Source organism: Laceyella sacchari, assembly GCF_024927925.1.
GTDB classification, from domain to species: domain Bacteria; phylum Bacillota; class Bacilli; order Thermoactinomycetales; family Thermoactinomycetaceae; genus Laceyella; species Laceyella sacchari.
Genome location: NZ_CP103866.1, coordinates 20,734 through 38,664, shown reverse-complemented (window position 1 = coordinate 38,664; position 17,931 = coordinate 20,734). Strand labels below are relative to the sequence as shown.

The 17,931-nt window shown below is 39.6% G+C and carries 15 protein-coding genes, 1 pseudogene and 1 CRISPR repeat array; of the genes and pseudogenes, 6 read left to right on the top strand and 10 right to left on the bottom strand.

The features are described 5' to 3' along the window. Window positions 1-375: 375 nt before the first annotated feature. Window positions 376-585: a hypothetical protein gene (locus tag NYR52_RS00170; protein ID WP_154988179.1), complete on the bottom strand. Its 210-nt coding sequence runs from the start codon at window positions 583-585 to the stop codon at window positions 376-378. 208 nt (window positions 586-793) lie between these two features. On the opposite strand from NYR52_RS00170, the gene NYR52_RS00165 reads away from it, so the two are divergent. Together NYR52_RS00165 and NYR52_RS00160 are read left to right on the top strand one after the other, a co-directional pair. Beyond that, window positions 794-2,101, top strand: a complete 1,308-nt coding sequence (locus NYR52_RS00165; protein WP_259436066.1) for a helix-turn-helix domain-containing protein — start codon at window positions 794-796, stop codon at window positions 2,099-2,101. Between the two features lie 124 nt (window positions 2,102-2,225). Then, window positions 2,226-3,575, top strand: a pseudogene (locus tag NYR52_RS00160) (IS1182 family transposase); the annotation flags it as partial. 287 nt (window positions 3,576-3,862) lie between these two features. Beyond that, window positions 3,863-4,482: direct repeats of the CRISPR family, unit length 36 nt; unit sequence GTGCTAATCACATTTAATTCATCTAATCACTTAAAG. 378 nt (window positions 4,483-4,860) lie between these two features. Here NYR52_RS00160 and cas2 read toward each other — a convergent pair. From cas2 to cas12b, 3 genes are read right to left on the bottom strand one after another with little or no spacing between them, the layout of a single operon-like run. Continuing rightward, entirely contained in the window at window positions 4,861-5,154 is a 294-nt protein-coding gene (gene cas2, locus NYR52_RS00155) for a CRISPR-associated endonuclease Cas2 (protein ID WP_106341861.1), read from the bottom strand. Between the two features lie 8 nt (window positions 5,155-5,162). Continuing rightward, window positions 5,163-6,809: a CRISPR-associated endonuclease Cas4g/Cas1g gene (gene cas4g/cas1g, locus NYR52_RS00150; protein ID WP_132221896.1), complete on the bottom strand. Its 1,647-nt coding sequence runs from the start codon at window positions 6,807-6,809 to the stop codon at window positions 5,163-5,165. Window positions 6,810-6,848: 39 nt separating this feature from the next. After that, window positions 6,849-10,121, bottom strand: a complete 3,273-nt coding sequence (gene cas12b, locus NYR52_RS00145; protein WP_259436065.1) for a type V CRISPR-associated protein Cas12b — start codon at window positions 10,119-10,121, stop codon at window positions 6,849-6,851. A 250-nt stretch (window positions 10,122-10,371) separates the two neighbouring features. Here cas12b and NYR52_RS00140 point away from each other — a divergent pair, with 250 nt between their 5' ends. Then, complete coding sequence (locus tag NYR52_RS00140) at window positions 10,372-10,698, top strand: hypothetical protein (RefSeq protein ID WP_132221892.1); 327 nt, start codon at window positions 10,372-10,374, stop codon at window positions 10,696-10,698. A 535-nt stretch (window positions 10,699-11,233) separates the two neighbouring features. Here the strand turns inward: NYR52_RS00140 and NYR52_RS00135 are convergent. The 4 genes from NYR52_RS00135 to NYR52_RS00120 all read right to left on the bottom strand — a co-directional run bounded on the left by NYR52_RS00135 (window position 11,234) and on the right by NYR52_RS00120 (window position 14,493). Further along, the gene (locus NYR52_RS00135; RefSeq protein ID WP_259436064.1) at window positions 11,234-11,716 is read right to left on the bottom strand and encodes a hypothetical protein; all 483 of its coding nucleotides are present in this window, start codon (window positions 11,714-11,716) and stop codon (window positions 11,234-11,236) included. After that, complete coding sequence (locus NYR52_RS00130; RefSeq protein ID WP_259436063.1) at window positions 11,691-12,230, bottom strand: hypothetical protein; 540 nt, start codon at window positions 12,228-12,230, stop codon at window positions 11,691-11,693. The genes NYR52_RS00135 and NYR52_RS00130 overlap by 26 nt, the downstream gene beginning before the upstream one ends. 549 nt (window positions 12,231-12,779) lie before the next feature. After that, window positions 12,780-13,859, bottom strand: a complete 1,080-nt coding sequence (locus NYR52_RS00125; protein WP_259436062.1) for a hypothetical protein — start codon at window positions 13,857-13,859, stop codon at window positions 12,780-12,782. Window positions 13,860-13,893: 34 nt separating this feature from the next. Next, on the bottom strand, window positions 13,894-14,493 hold the full coding sequence (locus tag NYR52_RS00120; protein WP_022738615.1) for a hypothetical protein: 600 nt from the start codon (window positions 14,491-14,493) through the stop codon (window positions 13,894-13,896). A 203-nt stretch (window positions 14,494-14,696) separates the two neighbouring features. On the opposite strand from NYR52_RS00120, the gene NYR52_RS00115 reads away from it, so the two are divergent. Both NYR52_RS00115 and NYR52_RS00110 read left to right on the top strand, forming a co-directional pair. Continuing rightward, entirely contained in the window at window positions 14,697-14,921 is a 225-nt protein-coding gene (locus tag NYR52_RS00115; RefSeq protein WP_259436061.1) for a hypothetical protein, read from the top strand. Then, entirely contained in the window at window positions 14,918-16,132 is a 1,215-nt protein-coding gene (locus NYR52_RS00110; RefSeq protein ID WP_259436060.1) for a YvbJ-related protein, read from the top strand. Before NYR52_RS00115 ends, NYR52_RS00110 begins: the two co-directional genes overlap by 4 nt. Window positions 16,133-16,185: 53 nt before the next feature. Here the strand turns inward: NYR52_RS00110 and NYR52_RS00105 are convergent, their stop codons facing one another. Together NYR52_RS00105 and NYR52_RS00100 are read right to left on the bottom strand one after the other, a co-directional pair. Further along, window positions 16,186-16,611: a hypothetical protein gene (locus NYR52_RS00105; protein WP_259436059.1), complete on the bottom strand. Its 426-nt coding sequence runs from the start codon at window positions 16,609-16,611 to the stop codon at window positions 16,186-16,188. Window positions 16,612-16,633: 22 nt separating this feature from the next. Further along, window positions 16,634-17,474 (bottom strand): IS5 family transposase gene (locus NYR52_RS00100; RefSeq protein WP_375163157.1). Its coding sequence is split into 2 segments (ribosomal slippage): window positions 16,634-17,137 and window positions 17,139-17,474, totalling 840 coding nucleotides; the frame shifts between segments, so codons are not numbered across the junction. 118 nt (window positions 17,475-17,592) lie between these two features. Between NYR52_RS00100 and NYR52_RS00095 the strand changes: the two genes are divergently transcribed. Further along, a complete protein-coding gene (locus tag NYR52_RS00095; protein ID WP_259436058.1) occupies window positions 17,593-17,925 on the top strand; it encodes a hypothetical protein in 333 nt (110 codons plus the stop codon). Window positions 17,926-17,931 lie beyond the last annotated feature (6 nt).

The following is a 17,931-nucleotide window of genomic DNA, read 5'->3' as shown; positions in this document are numbered from 1 at the left end:
CCTTGGAAACGCTTCGCCATATAATTCACCCCCTTTCATTGATTATCTATATCATCCTTGATGATCCACGGAGGAACATCTGGTTGGATGCCATTATCTAACAGGCGCTGGCGTGTTTTATTGTAAGAGTCGAACACAAGTTTATTTACGTTGCAATGTCCAATTTTTAGTATCCAGTAAACATCATTCACTGTCACAACACGAAACTCAGTATTCAATTCGTCGATGGGGATTCTGTAGTTCCGCAAGCACTCACGGAACAAAGTATAAGACCATTGCAAACCACGTTCTGTATAAAAACTGAATGTTTTCCCCTGTGGGTACTCTCCATCTTTCCTCCAAAATGTATATCTGTATAAGGTCATACCAATCACTTTAACTGTGCGCCACTATCTTAGTTGTTGTGGCGGCTTTTTTGAGTTGTTCATACAACCAGACAAACCTGCCGTCGCTGATAATGAGAGTTTCATTGATAAGCATTTCTGAGACACAGTTTAGGATTTCCTTTGATTTCTTAGGGTCGATATTCACTAGCACACAGGCATACGCTACTGCTCCTAGTGTCTTTTGAACATCAACTTTCACGTTGTCAACCCCTTTTCAATTAGCTCGTTTATGAGTATAGTATATATTGGTTTTGTTGCAACATTCAATAAATTGCATCAATTAAAACAATAAATGTTGCTTTTTTGCAAAAATAAACGATATGGATATATCAAACAGCAAAATGACGATATATTATAGCAAGTTGCAATAATATGTTTCACTGATATGAAACTATAGGAGTGATTTCATGGATTTCGAAAAAATAGGAAGGATGATACGGAAAGAACGGTTGGAAAGAGGTTTGCGTCTAGAAGACCTAGCCGACGAGCACGTGTCGGCATCAACTCTCTCCGCAATGGAGAGAGGTAAAAACACAAGCCACCCCAAATTCCGCTATGTACTTGATAAGTTAGGTTTAACAATAGAAAGTCTTAACAAAAAAGAAAGCGAATCTACTGAGCGAGAGGACCTACAGCTATCTATTATTGAAAGTTTAGTGTACATGAATCCGAAAAAAGCCATCACTGAATTGAAGAAAAGAGACTGGGCTCCGTCCAAAGCACCCATAATTAAGTATCTTAACGCAAGGGCACGTATGAGACTGGGTGAGGATGCAGAAAGTGAATTCCATGAAACCTTAAAGGCCCTTGAGAAGTCAATAGGGTATAATAACTCAAATCTGCGCTCATGCTGCTTCGGTTATTTGTCGGTACTCGAGTATCGAAGAAAACATTACTACCGGGCATTGGAACTTGTTGAAAAAGGCATTGAATGTTTCAACGTAGATGGAGAGCGAAAAAACTTTTATCTAGTACTCTCTTTAAACAGAAGCATTTACTATAAACAACTAGGTCAGATAGAGAAGTCCTTGAACGCGCTTGAAAAAATAGATAGTCACACCTCTTTTGACTTAAACATAGATTCTGTACTTGGAATATATGACCTTAAAGCGCGTCTAAAACTAGAGATCAAATTATATCAAGAAGCAATCCAGATTGCGAAATCGGGAATAGAGATCGCAAGGATTAACTACAACTATGATCGCCAGCTTGAGCTTTGGATTACTTTGGGCAGTATCTACAAGGCTAAATGGAGATCAGAGAAGCGGAAACACTACTTGGAGATGGCAGGTCGATGTTTTAGCGCAGGAATTCTCTTGGAAGGGAAGGTGAAAAGGAGAAAAAAGTTGATCTTTGACGCTTATAAAGAGCTAGCAATAATTTACAGAAAGACCAAAGAATTCGAAAAGACACATCAAATACTCAGCGAACTTATCAAAATTACAAAAAATGATGAAAACATGGTACAATACTCTAGAGTCATGGTTGAGGTAGGCAAAGTCTGCCTCGATGAAAACGATCTGGAGTCAGCTATCCAATCATTCCAAGACGCCTTGAACACATGTGATTCCGAAGATTTAGAATATCAAGCTGTATTTGGTCTTGTTCGCGCCTATTCCCATTTAGGTAAATCGCACGAATCACAAGTACTTACACACACAAAACGTCTGGTGCGACTCCTTGAAAGGAGGGTTGACGATGACGGAACCGACTGATGACTAAATATTTAATAAAAGCCGCCATTTGGCGGCTGAGGCTGCTGACAAACTGCCTTGAAAGGCAGGGTCAGCAGCCTTTTTTGTCGAATCAATAAAAAACACTCTATAAGGAGTTTTTTCTATGTTTAGAACAAATCCGAGTAAAGAACATCAACCAGAACTAGTTAACATAGAAGAATTAGTTCCACGAGATCACTTGTTACGGAAAATTAATGAAACGATCGACTTCTCCTTCATTGCTGAGAAATGTAAAGAATTATACTGCCAAGATAATGGGCGTCCATGTCTTGACCCAATTATGTTATTTAAAATGCTACTCATTGGATATTTGTTCGGCATTCGTTCCGAACGCCGACTCATTGAGGAGATTAAAGTTAACATCGCTTACCGTTGGTTTGTAGGGTTATCTCTAACCGACCCAGTCCCACATGCATCTACTTTCAGTCAAAACCGTCGAAGACGGTTCCAAAGCTCCACTATTTATCAGGAAATATTTGATGAAATTGTCATTCAGGCGATCCAACATGGATTTATTCAAGGAAAAGAGCTTTTTAGTGACTCCACTTTTCTTAAAGCCAATGCCAATAAAGGAAAGTTCAAAAAACAATTAGTTAAAGTTACTCCCAAAGGATATATGGATGATTTAGAACAAGCAATTGAGCAAGATCGAGAAGAGCACGGAAAGAAGCCTTTAAAAAAAAAGCCCATAAAGGTTGAAACGAAAGAAATTCGTGTAAGTACGACCGATCCAGATAGTGGTTATATGGTTCGAGATGGAAAACCCGAAGGCTTTTTCTATCTCGATCATCGTACTGTCGATGGTTTACATAACTTCATTACAGATGTATTTGTTACACCAGGAAATGTCCATGATTCAGTTCCTTATTTAGAAAGGTTAAATCGTCAGAAAAGCCGCTTCGGCTTTTCGGTGAAAGCTGTTGCTCTGGATTCTGGTTATTTAACTATGCCTATTTGTCGTGAATTGAGAGGACAAGGAATCTTTACGGTTATTGCACATCGGAGTTTTCGACCAGATAAAGACCTCTTTCCGAAATGGAGATTTAAGTATATTCCTGAGCAAGATGTATATCTTTGTCCAGCAAAGCATCAACTTACATATCGAACGACCAACCGTGAAGGATACAGACAGTACAAATCCAATCCCGAGATTTGTAAGCAATGTCCTTTTCTTAAGAATTGCACAAAGTCAAAGAACCACACAAAAATCCTAACACGTCATGTATGGGAAGATGCAAAAGAGTGGGTTAGACAAAATCGCTTGAGCCCACGTGGAAAAACTTTATATAAGCGTCGAAAAGAAACGATTGAACGTAGCTTCGCTGACGCGAAGGAACTTCATGGTCTTCGATACGCACGCTACAGGGGGCTTGCAAAAATTCAAGAGCAATGCCTCCTAACTGCTGTGGCTCAAAACATAAAAAAGTTGGCTATGCTGCTTTCGAGAGCAGGTAAGGGAGGTGGTTTTAAGTTTATATGGGTTGATATTCATCCATTAATTGTTTATATCCCTTTTATATACAAAAACCCTGCGATCAACAAAGTTGATTCGCAGGGTTTGTCAACATTCTCAGCCGCCATTTGGCGGCTTTTATCTTTGCAAGTAGCAATTGCTCAATTATGTTTGCCTCCTGATTGACGGCAGCCTTTTCTGCTCACTACAAGATGGGTACAAGCCCTTCTACCGTGTGTTTACCTCTTGCATCTATTTCAACTTCGTCAAGACCAAGTAACGAAAGCTCGCTAATTAAATTTAATTCATCCAATCACTTAAAGGATGCCTACTTTTTTTTATGGACTTGCAAAACTCGCAGTGCTAATCACATTTAATTCATCTAATCACTTAAAGGGGATCAGTTTACTTGTCGTGTTGTGTTGAAGGGATCAAGTGCTAATCACATTTAATTCATCTAATCACTTAAAGGAAGAAGCGAAAAAGGCCAAAAAAAACAAATCCAAGTGTGCTAATCACATTTAATTCATCTAATCACTTAAAGCCTGACGCCTCTCGAAAATCGTCATCAAATTGAGCCAAGTGCTAATCACATTTAATTCATCTAATCACTTAAAGCCGGACGATCCAAACTATGCGTTGATCGAATCCTTAATGTGCTAATCACATTTAATTCATCTAATCACTTAAAGCGTTTAAAAAAATGGTTGTTTGACGCTTTATATGAGTGCTAATCACATTTAATTCATCTAATCACTTAAAGGCGTGCAAGGCGGGGCCTGGCGGCGGCTAATTAGTCGTGCTAATCACATTTAATTCATCTAATCACTTAAAGGACATCTTTCAATGGAACAGCTAATCCCATTCGTTCGTGCTAATCACATTTAATTCATCTAATCACTTAAAGAGTATTCCTTAAAAACCTTTGTCTTACGTGCAGTTTCACTTGCAAATTCGAGCACTTCCTCTAGAACACACTTTTTATGAATCTATATGTTAATAAAATAGACCAATGTGTTGGAACACATCTTGATACTAAAGGGTTACGAGGATCGTAAGCCTTTTTTGTCATCACTAGGCGCTCGCAAGCTTATTTTACTTCTAAGCACTTTCTTCTATTCAAATAAAAAGACCTTGCATAATGCAAGACCTTCTTATTTAAGTGATTAGATAAATAATGTAATCCTGTGGTTGAATGGATTTTTTCCATCCTTAGCACACGCACAGTATTCTTTGCCCTTTAGGCAAATTTAATGTTACCACATTTAGAAAATACAATCAAATGCTAGTACACAAGGTTTTTCAAATCCATTGCAATATATTTTCGTCCAATTGTTGAAATTCGTTTTTCCAATTGTTCTGAAGTAACAGGACCAATGTGTACCAACATGATTTGATCCTGAAATTGATGAATGACTGGATCAAGTTTAGCAATTAATTCCGCTTTTTGCGTATTGGAAAGCTGACAAAGAAAGACTGAATACTGTACGTGTTCCCCATATCCTTTCATGATTTTGAAAATTTTTCTCCATCTCTTCTGATCCGATATATCATAGGAGACAAGATAATAATGACGCATGTATTCACCTACCGTGTCATAAGAGGGCGGTATTCTTGCAATTCACCCTCTAAAAACCGTGAAAATAATCGAGTTTCTACATCAAGGATTCTACGATAAGAAACCTTATACCCAAAAGTCGGGTGAGTGATTAGCTCGTTCATTCTTTGTTCGTATGCTCTAAAAAACGCCTGTCGCCCACTTTTCTTCAATAAGCAACTATCATCACCTATGTAGAAATCCTCTAATTGAATTTGCTTGGTGTTCCATGCTTTGATGACAACACTATCCACAATAATGGGACGAAATGTTTCCATTAAATCCAATGCTAAAGATGGACGTCCAGGGACCTCTTGATGAAAAAAGCCAAAGTGAGAATCCAACCCAACTCCAGCGCAAACTGCAATCATATCCCTCAGCAAGAGAGTATAACCTAAAGATAGCATGGCATTAATGGGGTCTTTGGGTGGGCGGCGATTTCGTCCATTCATAATCTCTTCCGCTTGAATTAAACCGCTTTTTAACATCGACGGAAAAGCGGAGAAATAATACTTGCTTGCCAACCCCTCGATGCCAAGAAGTTCGGCTAGGTTCTTCGTAACCAAAGCTCTTTTTTTCAAATCCATCAATTGACTGAGTACTTCTTTTGAAGCTTTGCCGTTTCGACGAAGAATCGTTCGCTGATTGTGAATCTTCGCTTGAACAATCCATTGTGCTAATTTCAATGCTGTTTCTGGGTGTTGCAATCGTAAAAACTGCTTACTTCTTAATTGTATATTTTTTGTTGACAATGGACTGGACACACCGATTAGTCTACCGTGTGAGGTCAAATAACTAACAGCAATACCATTGTACATCAAGGTATGAAGAAGCTGGGTTGAACACTGAACATTCCCCATGATGGTGACATGAACCAAATCCTTAATAGGAACTGTTTCAACCTCTTCTCCATTTTTATTCTTAATGATCAGAGACTCACCACTTTTGCTTAATCTACTCCCATGCTCTGATACATACAATACACCACTGTCTACACGGTCAGGCACTATCCGGCGTATGTTGGAGTTTGATCCCATCAAATAATGGGTTTCATCCGGCAAACACAAATAATTCAGGGAACAACGGAAGCATTTGTTTGAGTCAACCAAAGGCTTAGGAATTTCCGATGATTGAAGATTTCGCGCTCGGTCAATGCAGTATTTCGTCGCAGAAATCAGACCTTCTGTAAAGTCGATGCGGACACGCTTTTTATTACCTCGATAGTAAAGGTAACCATGATTTGAGTCATAACCATTAGCTTGAAGTAATAATGCTTGTGCACATAATTGAATTTGATCATTTGGCCAAGCTACACCAGACAAAGCAAAACCACCCACATAGAAGACATGCGAAGAATCTGGAGCCGATGAGTGTTTCCACTCAATCGGCGCCCATGTACCATCTTCATGTGATATGGCATCTAATTTTCCAACCAAATTCAGTGAAGGATCACCTAGATGCAAACTTTGAGGAGTCAAATCCCAGAAGTTTTCAGAAACTTGTTGTTTGACTCGAGATCGCTTTTCCGACCTGCGATGTTGCATTGATCCTTCAATGGTATCTGCATTTTCTTCAAAAAGACCTTGGACATGCATGAGATAAAATAAACGCTCACAATATTGGACTTCATTCAGCATCCTTACGGGTATGGGCTCCAATGCTCATTAAACCTCCAATTATTCCTCCATCCTTTGAACAATTGTTTTTTTCATATAAGCTTGAATCATAGATTGAACTTTTCCCCAGAAAGTCTTTTGTTCTACCCACTCTTGCTCTTTGAAAAATGTTCCACTTGGATCACGAAACAGTATCATCGATGAAGGGGGTTTTCTCTCAGTGATGGAAGAAAAAGTATTCTTATTCCTATTTTTTGACCATTTCGCCCATTCATATACATCTGAACCTTCCACTTTAACAAAGCGAAAAGTTTTGCCCTGTTTTTTGTGTACCGTTTTATTTTTCGGTACATAGGTGACAATCTCCCCTTCCATAACAGATTCGCAGTTCACGCGAAACCACATAGAAGGATGCCAAAAACGCTTTTGAATATTTTGCGCTGCGTTAATATCCGCGTGTAGTGTTAAGATTCTCGGGTTATCATAAGGTTTTTGTAAGGTGGCAAACAGTTCCCCTCCACTCCAAGGAACCAAATCCCCTTGTTGAAGATATGGACGATGCTCTTCTTTGATAAATCCGGCTTCTATTAATTCATGGATGATATTCGTTTCATTGCGAAGGTCTGCCTCTGTTAAAGCATGACAACGAATGCCTGGTGCCCCCGTGCGCCCATGGTATCGAGAGGAATAGGCGGCATAGACGTCGGCAACTTGCAGACCGAACAATTCCCCTTGCATTTGAACGAGTTTTGGAATAGAGCGATGAGACCATTCCATCAATTTCTTATTCTCCCGTCGTGAACGCTCAAAGGAGAAGCGGTAACTGCGAAGATTTTCAAATAGAACCACTTGGCATGCTGGATAGACTTCTATCCATTTTTTCTGCTCTTGTTCATATTTGTAACCAAGCGCGGTCATGACGATCAAATTAGCCAATTGTTTGAGGCGGTTTTCTTTCACTTGGTTGATGTGGTGTTGTATCTGTTTGGCAAAGGTCTCAAACCGTTCAATCCGTTTGACGACGCCGGGTTCTCGACTTCGTTTACTCCAGCGCGTGAGAAGTTTTTTAGTTGCTTCCAACTCCTCAATACTCCATAAAGATAGGCCGGCAATGCCTTGACGCCCAGTTGAAAGGTCTTTTCTCCACAAGCTGATTTGCTTTCCAACAACCGGTTCTAACTGGTGATGGGCATTTTTAATTGCTTGGTTCCATTGCAAATCATTCTCTTTTGCTTTTGAGTAAAGTTGAGATAGGGCTTGATTCCAAGCAGTTGCAATCTCTTCGTTTAACTGCCAAGACGCTACCTTCTGTAAGAGCTTGTCTATCGCCTGTATTCGCTCGTCCTCATTCACTTTTTTATGCAGTCTCAAAATCGCAGATAATTGATCGACTTGTTGCTTGATTCGGTTTCGCTCTTTCCAACGTATCTCACGCATCTGCTTAATTTTTTGAGGTGGGTTTTCACCTGGAAGTGCAAGGAGAAAACTGCGTTGATGTACTGCAAACATTTCCGTTCCCTCTAGTTGATAGAAGAATTTGTAGGGGTTATCAGGTGCTTCTTTGGTAATTTCAAAAACAGAGACCGTTGCACTGGTGCGCTGGCCAAGATCGATACTCATCACACGTAGCCCTTCTGAAAGCGAGTCCAGTCCTAAACTTGAAACACGACCGGATTCCCCCACCCATTTCTCCAATTGCTCTGCTTTCCATCCTGTTACGATCTTGGTTCCATCAGGATGCGTTAGAACGGTTAAGGCCTTGCCCAATCCGTTTTGCAGTCGACCATTTTTTACTTCCACTGCTGGCCGAACATCAACTGATATATTAAAGAATACCTTCCCGATTTCACCCGTTTCTTCAATTTGCTGTTGTGTGCGTTTATTAAGGAAATTTCGGTCCCATTGCAGTTTGGCTCCTGCGAGGGTTCCCAAATGAGGCAGATTCGTACTGTAGTCATAAAACACAACTTCCCGCTTTTTTTGCTTTTGTTCCTCTTGTAACCAGACCTGACGATGAAATTGTTTTGATTTAGCAAGTGAGAAAGGCACTTTTTTCACTTCATGCCATGAACCATTTTCATCTGGCAGAATGAACTTATCTAGTATGAGTGTCAGGTTTCGTTTGGTATCCTGAACGAGGTCATAACCATGTATATTCGTTCCTCCTGGTGCCTCATAGCGTACCCACAAAGGATGATCCACGGAGTCTGGTAGGGTAAAGGTTGCATCTTCTTTTGCTCTTCTCAATTCCCGCTGCAAGTGATTAAGCTCTGCAAAATCAATGACTCGCTCGGGATAACCCCGCCAAATATCATGATTTTCTTTTTGGGCGAGAAATTGATAAATGGCTGGGTCTCCAAATTCCCCTCTCATCGCGGTTTGACAAGTTGCGACCTCTTGCCAATATGCTTCTTCACTTGCTGCCGAATCTAATCTCATCCAACTATGGTAAACACGCTCCCAACCACGAAGCGCTTTTTTGGTTAGCGCGTACGGTTCATTTGGGGCAAATGCATTTTCTTCAAGACTTTTCTCTTGTTGGGCTTCATATTCTCTCAACTTATTCATCCATTGAACATCCGATTCGGAAAAGCGGCTTGCAAAGTCGTGGGTTTTCTTCTCAAATTGTGCACGCCGTTCTCTTACTCTCCGATTCCATGATTCCCAAGAAAGTAATCGTTCAATGGCTTGTTGAAACATATCCCGATCCCAGGTACGAGTATATCCGCTAGCCTGAGGTAGCCAATGAATGTCACCCACTTCATCCGTGTACATAGGAAATAGAGGAATAAGCCCCATTTCCTCAAGACGTACTAATGTTTGGCGTTCAGCCATGTATTTTTCGTACTCTTGTACCCAGTTTGGATCACCAGCATCCTTCATTTTTTTCCATTTGGGAGTAGGCCCGGACTTGGATACATCTTTCGTCGTCTTGTTGTTTGGGTCAACGAGCGGACCTAAAAAGAAACGAGCCTTTAGACTTGCATTTCCGCTTTTTCCAATGACAGATGGGACGATCTCTTCATATAACTGGCGTAGCGCTTGTAATAACGTTTGTTCATCCACTTCTCCTGACCATTGGTTGCGCTGTTGCTGTTTATGTACTCTTTCCAAGAGTTCGGCTTGGATTTCTTCCTTTGACCGTTTCTCAATTTCGTTGGTTTCTTTATTGCGAATGAACAGGTCTTCTTGTCGAAGTAAAACCAGCCAGTTCATATAATAAGCGATACCATCGTTGATTAATTGATGGATGCGCCATAACCCTCTACGAAGTTGCTCTGCGTTGACACCCGATTTCGTCTTTAGTTTTAGCTTAAATGAACGAATGGACATAAAAAACCTCCCAAGTAGTTAGGATATTTCATCTCATTTTAATCCTTTCTACTGCTCATTTGAACATGTATTCATAATAATCCAACCAAGAGATTATCAACCAATTTCTATTTATGCAGTTTGTATTAAACAGTCAGAATAGGGAAAAATGAAATAAGAGAGGATAAATGTAAACGAATTATTTCAAAGTGTAAAAAAGTGGTGTATTGAGTGTTTTAACAAGTTAGTTTGAATGAAATGAGGAATGAGAATGAATGAATGTCTGTATGATCAATACTTTTTACTCTCACAAGAACAAATTTATTTTAAGACACACGAAAAAGAATGGGAAGAGATTACCAACAATCTCACTTTACTTATTGAAGCTCATCTTCGTTACCGATCGTCCCCATTTTTCAACGAAACGATTTGGCAAAAAGAATTCAACGAACACGCCCAATTACTCATTTTATTAGGTACGTTCCTTCAAAAACAGACACAATTCCTATCACCGTTTGGCCAAATTAGAATTATCCCTCTTATCGATGAGAAAGGCAGGCATTATGACGGATTTGATTATCAAATAGATAGATGTTAAAAACATTGGAATATCAGGTAACACATTTTCTACATGAAAATAAAAGGTTCCCCTTGGTCATCAAGGCTGGAACCTTTATTTTATATTATACCCTGATAATTTGAGCTGACGAACTGTTTCGAAACTAAACACAAAAGCCACAATATACTTATTAATCAAAAAAACTATACCAATCATGCTTAAATGAACATAAAAGCAAAATCTTATCTTGTCTTCACTCGTCCAAATTATCAAATTTCATACGCGTTGGACGAGTGAAGCGACAAAACTCCCATGAAGATGGAAGACCATACTATGATGTATCTGCTCTATTTGTTCACCGCCATTTTAGGCTTGGCGTGTCTTATAACCATCCTCTCCTTACTCATTTACCGGATCTGGACTAATAAAAAACATATTTACTCATGGTTTATCATCATAGCAGTTTTATTCTTGTGTCTATCCATCCATCAATGTCTGCATGCATTCAACATCATTTAGCATTTGGACGCATAATCCTTCGCAACATCTACAAACTCAATTTCCTCAAAGTCCATTACTTATGCTCTTTCCTTTCTTTCTGGTCAAGCAAAATAAAACTTTGCACCAATGTATCTCGAATATTGGGCAAGCTGATTTTTTGTTTTATTTTCAATGTATTTTTATCGTAGGTAATGAGATATCCAGCGTACTGATCCGATTGGATTTGTGAAAGAACATAAAGGTTTTCCTTATCTACAAGCATATTTAAAATAAGAGGGTTGCTTTTCGTCCCCTTTTCTACTTCATAATTTTGATTCAATTTCATGATGTATCCTTCTTTTGTAGATACATACAAATAGTTATGATCTGCAACCATTCGGTCGGGGTTATCATATGGCAACGGCCGATACTGCACTTTCCGGTTTTTTGGATCCAGGGTGATCAAAAAGTTTGCATCAGATGGAGGACTTACAATTTGACCATGGAAAATATCCATATCATCTGCTCCGCTTTTTTTACAGGTATCTTTCTTATGATCTTCCCCGTTTAAATCCAATCACATATATATAACTCTTACTTTCTGTATCACAAAAAACATATACATAATTGGAATCAAATGTAGCCATGCGAGCAAAGCTCGGGAGATTAAGTCTTTTTATCTTATTTTTATACTTAATTTCTAATGTATTAATATCAACATTGGTATTAAATAATGTTACTTGATATCCATATTGATTATTGATGTAATTATGTACATTGAAATTTTTAGATGTAGTTATCTTCCCTTTTTGATCAATATGAACTAGCGATGAAGTAAGTTCAGATGGTAAGAAATAACCACCTCTCCCATCTGAGGCTATTTGGTAAATCCCTGTTACATCTAGCTGCTGAGATGATTTAGTCGTCCCGTTGGCATCAATCACAGAAAATTCGCTATCATCTTTCAACGAATCAGTATAAACGATTCCAAACTTCCCTAAATCCAAATCTATTTGATTGTTACTGCAAGCAGCCAATATTGTAGAAATTACAGTTATAGTAAAAATGAAGATTAACTTTCCTTTTTGCACCTTAGAAAAACCCTCTTTATAGAGAATTAGAGTAGAGCACCTCTCTATTTTAAAAAATAATTAAAATTACAATATTTATTAGAGTAATCAAGAAAAAAATTTAGATAAAGATGTTGGGCCATATGAACATTCATCTTCATCTATATTTAAGTCTAAGATATTATCATCGAGTTTTTTATCTTCTATATCGGCAGAATAAATCAATTTCAGACATGGTTTTGACAATACACTTGTACTTGTTCTCGCCGGTTTTGGTTAAATTACGTTCATGGATAAATTGGACTTCTTTCCAAATTCAGACATCGTCCATTTCTTACCCCCAGAAAAAGTAAGAAAAAGTGGACAAGCACTTTTGTCTCCATCCGTATTTATCCATCTACATTCAAGTGACTGGGACATAGGATGATTAAAATAGTATATACCTCCAACAGTTAATACACAGATAGCCCCAAGAAAAAGTAAAATGCTTTTCATCGTTGTCATCGTTCCTTCTCATCAAATATCAATTAACTTCTGGATTTCATCTTAACTTATGATTGCGCGAGGGGGTTATCTCTCCATTTCTTGACTCTTCTCATTGACAATTATTCGGTTGATATCCGACTGCTTAAAACCCATTCCTTTGAGGGTCTTTACAGGTTCGAACTTTTTGCCTTCCATATCATTCTTTTTTAATACCTCTAGCGCCATTTTTGAAACCGTTAAAGACTTAAAGGATTGCAATTTTACGTTGGGATACTCTTTTTGAAACATATTTTGAATTTGCGTATTAATTTTATCGATTGTTTCTTTTAATTTGGGATCTAATTCCCCTCTTTGCTTATCATAAATATCGGTAACACGGTTATGGTATTCGATCAGCTGTTTAAGAACTTGCGAATTGACTTGGGATGTGGCTTGTTCGCTTTGAGCTTCTGGTTTTGGAAGGTGTTGTTCGGCCGAGTGTGTTTTTTCTTTTGGCAACCCGACTTCCACCATGCGGTTTCTGTCATCCCTTTTAAACTGAAGAATCAGTTGGTTTTCATGATAAACGAATACTTCTTTTAAAGATCGGAGTTGACGAGGGGAACACTGTCTTGTTATTACATTTGAAATCTCCTCTATCGACAGCTTCAACTTTTCCCCGTTTTTCTCTATGATTTGAATATTTAATTTGCCTTGTGGATAACCTTCCTCCGTATATGTTGGTGTTGCGTATCCAGAACCTTTAATTTGTTCATTTGCTTCCTCTAAAGCTTTTCTTATTGCACTTTTGCCGGATTTGCTTAACCTTGATTTGATTTCAACAATTTCATCCTTTACTCTATAGTCAGGATTCTTGATGTTCAAGTCCGGATCAAGTGGATGGGGGAGGTCACGGTTGTCTTCCAACACTTCGATCTTTTGCTTTTCTTCAAAAGCCATTCGTTCCAAAAATTCCAATTCCCCTTGGGCACCTATTGCGGCCTTCTCATCTTTTGAATGGTAATTATTTTCAATCTCCCGTATCTTGGCCTGGATATGTTCGGGTTCCCCTATCAGCGCATGCTTTACAGCATCAATCCGATCTTTGAGAGTGGCTTTTCGATGTGCTTCCCAATCCAGTTTAGTATGTTCTAAATCGAGGTATCTAGGCAATTTGCTGCTCAAACGACTTTCTCCTCTCAACTAAGGAAATACATTGTTAATTTAGTTCCAAATACTCCCTCATATGAGGAGTTGCTTCTTCCCATTCCCAACTGGTTACGGGCAGGAGAGCAAGAAAATCTTTAATAAATCGTTTAAATATCGGTGTATTTCGGCGGGCCATCTCCTCTGTTCGTTCATCTCGTCCCCCAAAAAATGGAACAAAGATATCGGTATTGATATTAATGTACAATCCCCAGTCGTCTTCATCATAGTCTACATATAGTGACACGCCAGCAGCGTCTCTTAATAAAATCTTCCTACTCAGCTCATCGTAACAAGCCGTTCCTAAATAAAAGCGGATCGTTCTTATGTCGTGATTAGTTTCCAAATAGGAAATAAGTCCATTGGTCGGTTTTTTGGTTGTGACACTGATTTGGTCAATCGGCTCCCATGTTCTGACTCCTTGTGGATTGAGTACCTCCACATACGCTTCATCCCCTGCGGATTCGGTAACCACCTCGACAAAACTGACAAAACCAAAGCTTTCAGCAGCTGTAAAAACCTTGTGAGTGAGATCAAGTGCGGAGGTTTTACTTTTGTCCAACTCGACATAAATCGATCCCAAGCTAAGTTTATTACGCCATATTCTTTTCATATGATCCATTCACTTCCTTACCGATTGTTTGCAACATTCGTATTATAATCTAAATGGATATGTACAAACAACATTCAAATAAATGGATTATCAGCAGTTTATCCTGCTAATTCCATATGGTAAAATTACCATTTGTTATCGAAAGAGTAGAAGATTTATATTTCTTGCACACTTCATTTAAAATCGGAGGTCTATGATTGATCATGGAACTTGCAAAAAAGGAAGACACAGAAAAAAGCACTTCCCCCTTGCAGAAATTGCAAAATTCTTTGCCTCCTTGGGTGTCAAAATATAAACTCCCCCTGCTCATTATCGGATTGGTCATCATTGCCCTTGGACTCGCATCCATAATATTTCAAGCTCTAAACGACCCAAGAGATACGGTGAAAGAATTCGTCACCTCCAAACAGGTGACATTGACAAGATGAAATCATTGATTGAACCCGATGACAACAAGATGGAAGTCACCGATAAACAACTGGCTAACATCGTAAAATACGCCCATCAACACAACGATTACTTCCAAGCCACCCAATCCGATTTGTATTTTCAAATTGAATTGCAAGAGGGGCCCGATTATGACGTGGAAGAATTGGCCAGCATGGATGGACCAACGGTTGGGGAGATGGCCAACCAAAGTGACTTCTATCTGAAAGCAAAGGATTATTTCTTCTTCAAGACCTATTCCATCGGAATGAAGCCCTATTATTTGCACTTGCAAACCAACGAAGCGGGAGCATCATTAAAAGTAGAAGGCAAAGAAGTATTTAAAACCACGGAAAATCGAAAAGAATTTACTTTTGGTCCGTTGATGCCGGGTGTTTATCAAACCAGTGTGGAAAAGAAATACCCTTATGCCAACCTTACAGAAACAAATGAAGTTGAAATGATAGGAAATCCAGAACACCAAGGGGTTTCTTCTCTTAGGCTCTCTGGGGAGACCGTTACCATCCAGTCTTATTTCAACGACACGTTGGTTTACATCAATGGGAAACCTTTGGGCAAACAAGTGAAAGACTTGGATAACTACAACCAATACACCCGTTCTGGAGAATTCGGTCCCGTCGTATTTAACGGTACGATCAAAATCCGAGGCGAACGGCAATTTCCATGGGGAAAATCGCAAAGCTTTGAGCAAGCTTTGGACAATAATGCGACTAGCATAGACATCACACCAAACCCATTCATCACAAAGGAACAACAAAAAGTGGTACAAGATGTGATTAATACTTTCGCCAAACAATATATCGAGGCGCATGTGACTGGAAATCCCAATGTTTTAACTGTAGCCGACGATAGTTTCAGAAGTGGAATTTCCAATTACATCCATACGGCTATAAGTGTAGGTAGCACATTTAAAGGAAAAGCCTTGGGAACACGGATAGACCTCGACCATGCCAATCTTTCGTTTGAAAACGGCTTATATCGCGTTAAAATTCCCGTAGAGTTTCATCAAACGTTTATCGAACTCAATAAGTATAGTACCAACACCACCCCTGAAGAAAAGTATGATAAACAAGAGGTAACATTGACTTACAATGAAAAGACCAAAACATGGATAGTGACTGACAGCGAAAGTGGATACTTTACAGATGACGTATTTAACGGAAAAAACACAGTGAAAAGTGTATTTAAATAACCGCTCACGCTAAACGGCTCCTGCGCAAACAGGAGCCGTTTTTTATGTATACCCTATAAATCCACTTCTTTTTGCACAAGGCTTTTTAACGATTCATCTGTGCTCACATCTACGCTTTTATATTCGATCCCATCTATTATCCACTTTCCATTCAACTCGGCAACGTGAAGCATTAATGATGCATCATCTCCGGGAACACCGATGAGATAGGTAAAAGCCGTTTTATTGTCGGTAAACAGCGGTACCGTGTAAATCGTGACAGAATCCGGTGTATCATTTAAGGCACCTTTCATTTTTAGCGCCTCTTTTATAGACCCAGGATCTTTCAAAAATTCCACCGCCTCGTCATCACCATCCAGAACGGCTTCATAAAAATCGACCGCTACCTGTTCTGACTCGGTTAAGTCGGATTTGCCGCATTGAGCCACTAGGATGAATAATAAAACGATGGCTACTACTGTAATTGTCAGCTTCTTCAATTAGGGCGTGTCTGGTGAATGATTAATTGAGCCACATGATCAAGGAAATCAAGGTAATGGCAGCACAAAAATAAACCGCCCGTTTTTCATAACGAGTGGCGAAGCCACGCCATTGCTTCAGGCGGTTAATACAGCGTTCAATCACGTTTCGGCGTGAATATTGTTCTTTGTTGAAGGTCAGAGGACGTCCCGGCTTTTTTGCCCGACGCTCCGCCTGATCTCTGCGTTCGGGGATGGTATGGGAAATCCCACGTTTTTGAAGAAATCGACGACAAGACGGATAACTGTAGCCGCGATCGGCAATCAGATGATCCGGCCTCTTGCGAGGCCTTCCTTTTCCCAAACAGGGAACGGAAATGGAATCGAGTAATGCTTGTAATTGGGTACAGTCATGCTGTTGACCGGGAGTGATTGTAAAAGCAAGCGGTCGACCTTTTCCGTCACAAGCAAGATGGATTTTGGTCGTCAGACCTCCGCGGCTTCGTCCGAGTGCCTCATTCTGGAAGCGAGGGTCCCCCTTTTTTCGGCGCGCCTGCGGCGTGCTGATGAGCTCGGACAATCGTGCTGTCAACGAAAACAACCCAATCGACATCGGAAACGGCGTGGGAGTAAGTCTGAACATGCTTAAGCAAGCGATCCCACGTCCCATCCTTTTGCCAACGTGTAAAACGATAGTAGCAAGTTTTCCAAGAACCATAACGTGCAGGCAGATCCCGCCAGGGAGCTCCCGTCCCAAACTTCCATAGGATTCCGTCCAAAATGGTTCGGTGGTCTTTCCACTGTCCGCCTCGTTTCCCATTCGAAGGCAATAAAGGCTCGATCTTTTCCCAAGCCTCATCTGTAATCTCATAACGCCGTCTCATCATGATGTCTCCTTGCTTTTGTTGTTATGAACATTCTAACAGGAAATCATGATGGATTCACCAGACACGCCCTAGTATGTAAAATGATCGTAATCTTCAGTAATAAAGGGGTGTAAATATGAATCAATGGAAGCTTTGCATTTTAAAGCCAGGAGAAAAAGAAGTTATATCAAATCCAAGTTGGGATCAGGTTCATTCCATTTTGGATCAATTGGATGGATGCAACCTTGATCATGTTTCTTTATTATCTGATCAGGCTGGAGATTTGATGGTTGCCGGGGGAGACGAATACAACGGAGTGAGACTATATTATTTATCCTATTATGATGATGGTTACAGTGAAGAGTTGGTTAATTCTTCTGTATCAGAGATGGATGAAGAGTACATAAACATTACTGTGCAAAAGGTAGGTACGGATATACCCAAACGATATCTTGTTGAGTATGATTAAAGCAGT

What these genes read in the sequence shown, in the direction of transcription:
- NYR52_RS00110 (WP_259436060.1), top strand. Translation starts at nt 14,918, where the DNA reads ATGAAATCATTGATTGAACCCGATGACAACAAGATGGAAGTCACCGAT.
- NYR52_RS00120 (WP_022738615.1), bottom strand. Translation starts at nt 14,493, where the DNA reads ATGAAAAGAATATGGCGTAATAAACTTAGCTTGGGATCGATTTATGTC.
- cas2 (WP_106341861.1), bottom strand. Translation starts at nt 5,154, where the DNA reads ATGCGTCATTATTATCTTGTCTCCTATGATATATCGGATCAGAAGAGA.
- cas12b (WP_259436065.1), bottom strand. Translation starts at nt 10,121, where the DNA reads ATGTCCATTCGTTCATTTAAGCTAAAACTAAAGACGAAATCGGGTGTC.
- cas4g/cas1g (WP_132221896.1), bottom strand. Translation starts at nt 6,809, where the DNA reads ATGCTGAATGAAGTCCAATATTGTGAGCGTTTATTTTATCTCATGCAT.
- NYR52_RS00140 (WP_132221892.1), top strand. Translation starts at nt 10,372, where the DNA reads ATGAATGAATGTCTGTATGATCAATACTTTTTACTCTCACAAGAACAA.
- NYR52_RS00165 (WP_259436066.1), top strand. Translation starts at nt 794, where the DNA reads ATGGATTTCGAAAAAATAGGAAGGATGATACGGAAAGAACGGTTGGAA.
- NYR52_RS00115 (WP_259436061.1), top strand. Translation starts at nt 14,697, where the DNA reads ATGGAACTTGCAAAAAAGGAAGACACAGAAAAAAGCACTTCCCCCTTG.
- NYR52_RS00095 (WP_259436058.1), top strand. Translation starts at nt 17,593, where the DNA reads ATGAATCAATGGAAGCTTTGCATTTTAAAGCCAGGAGAAAAAGAAGTT.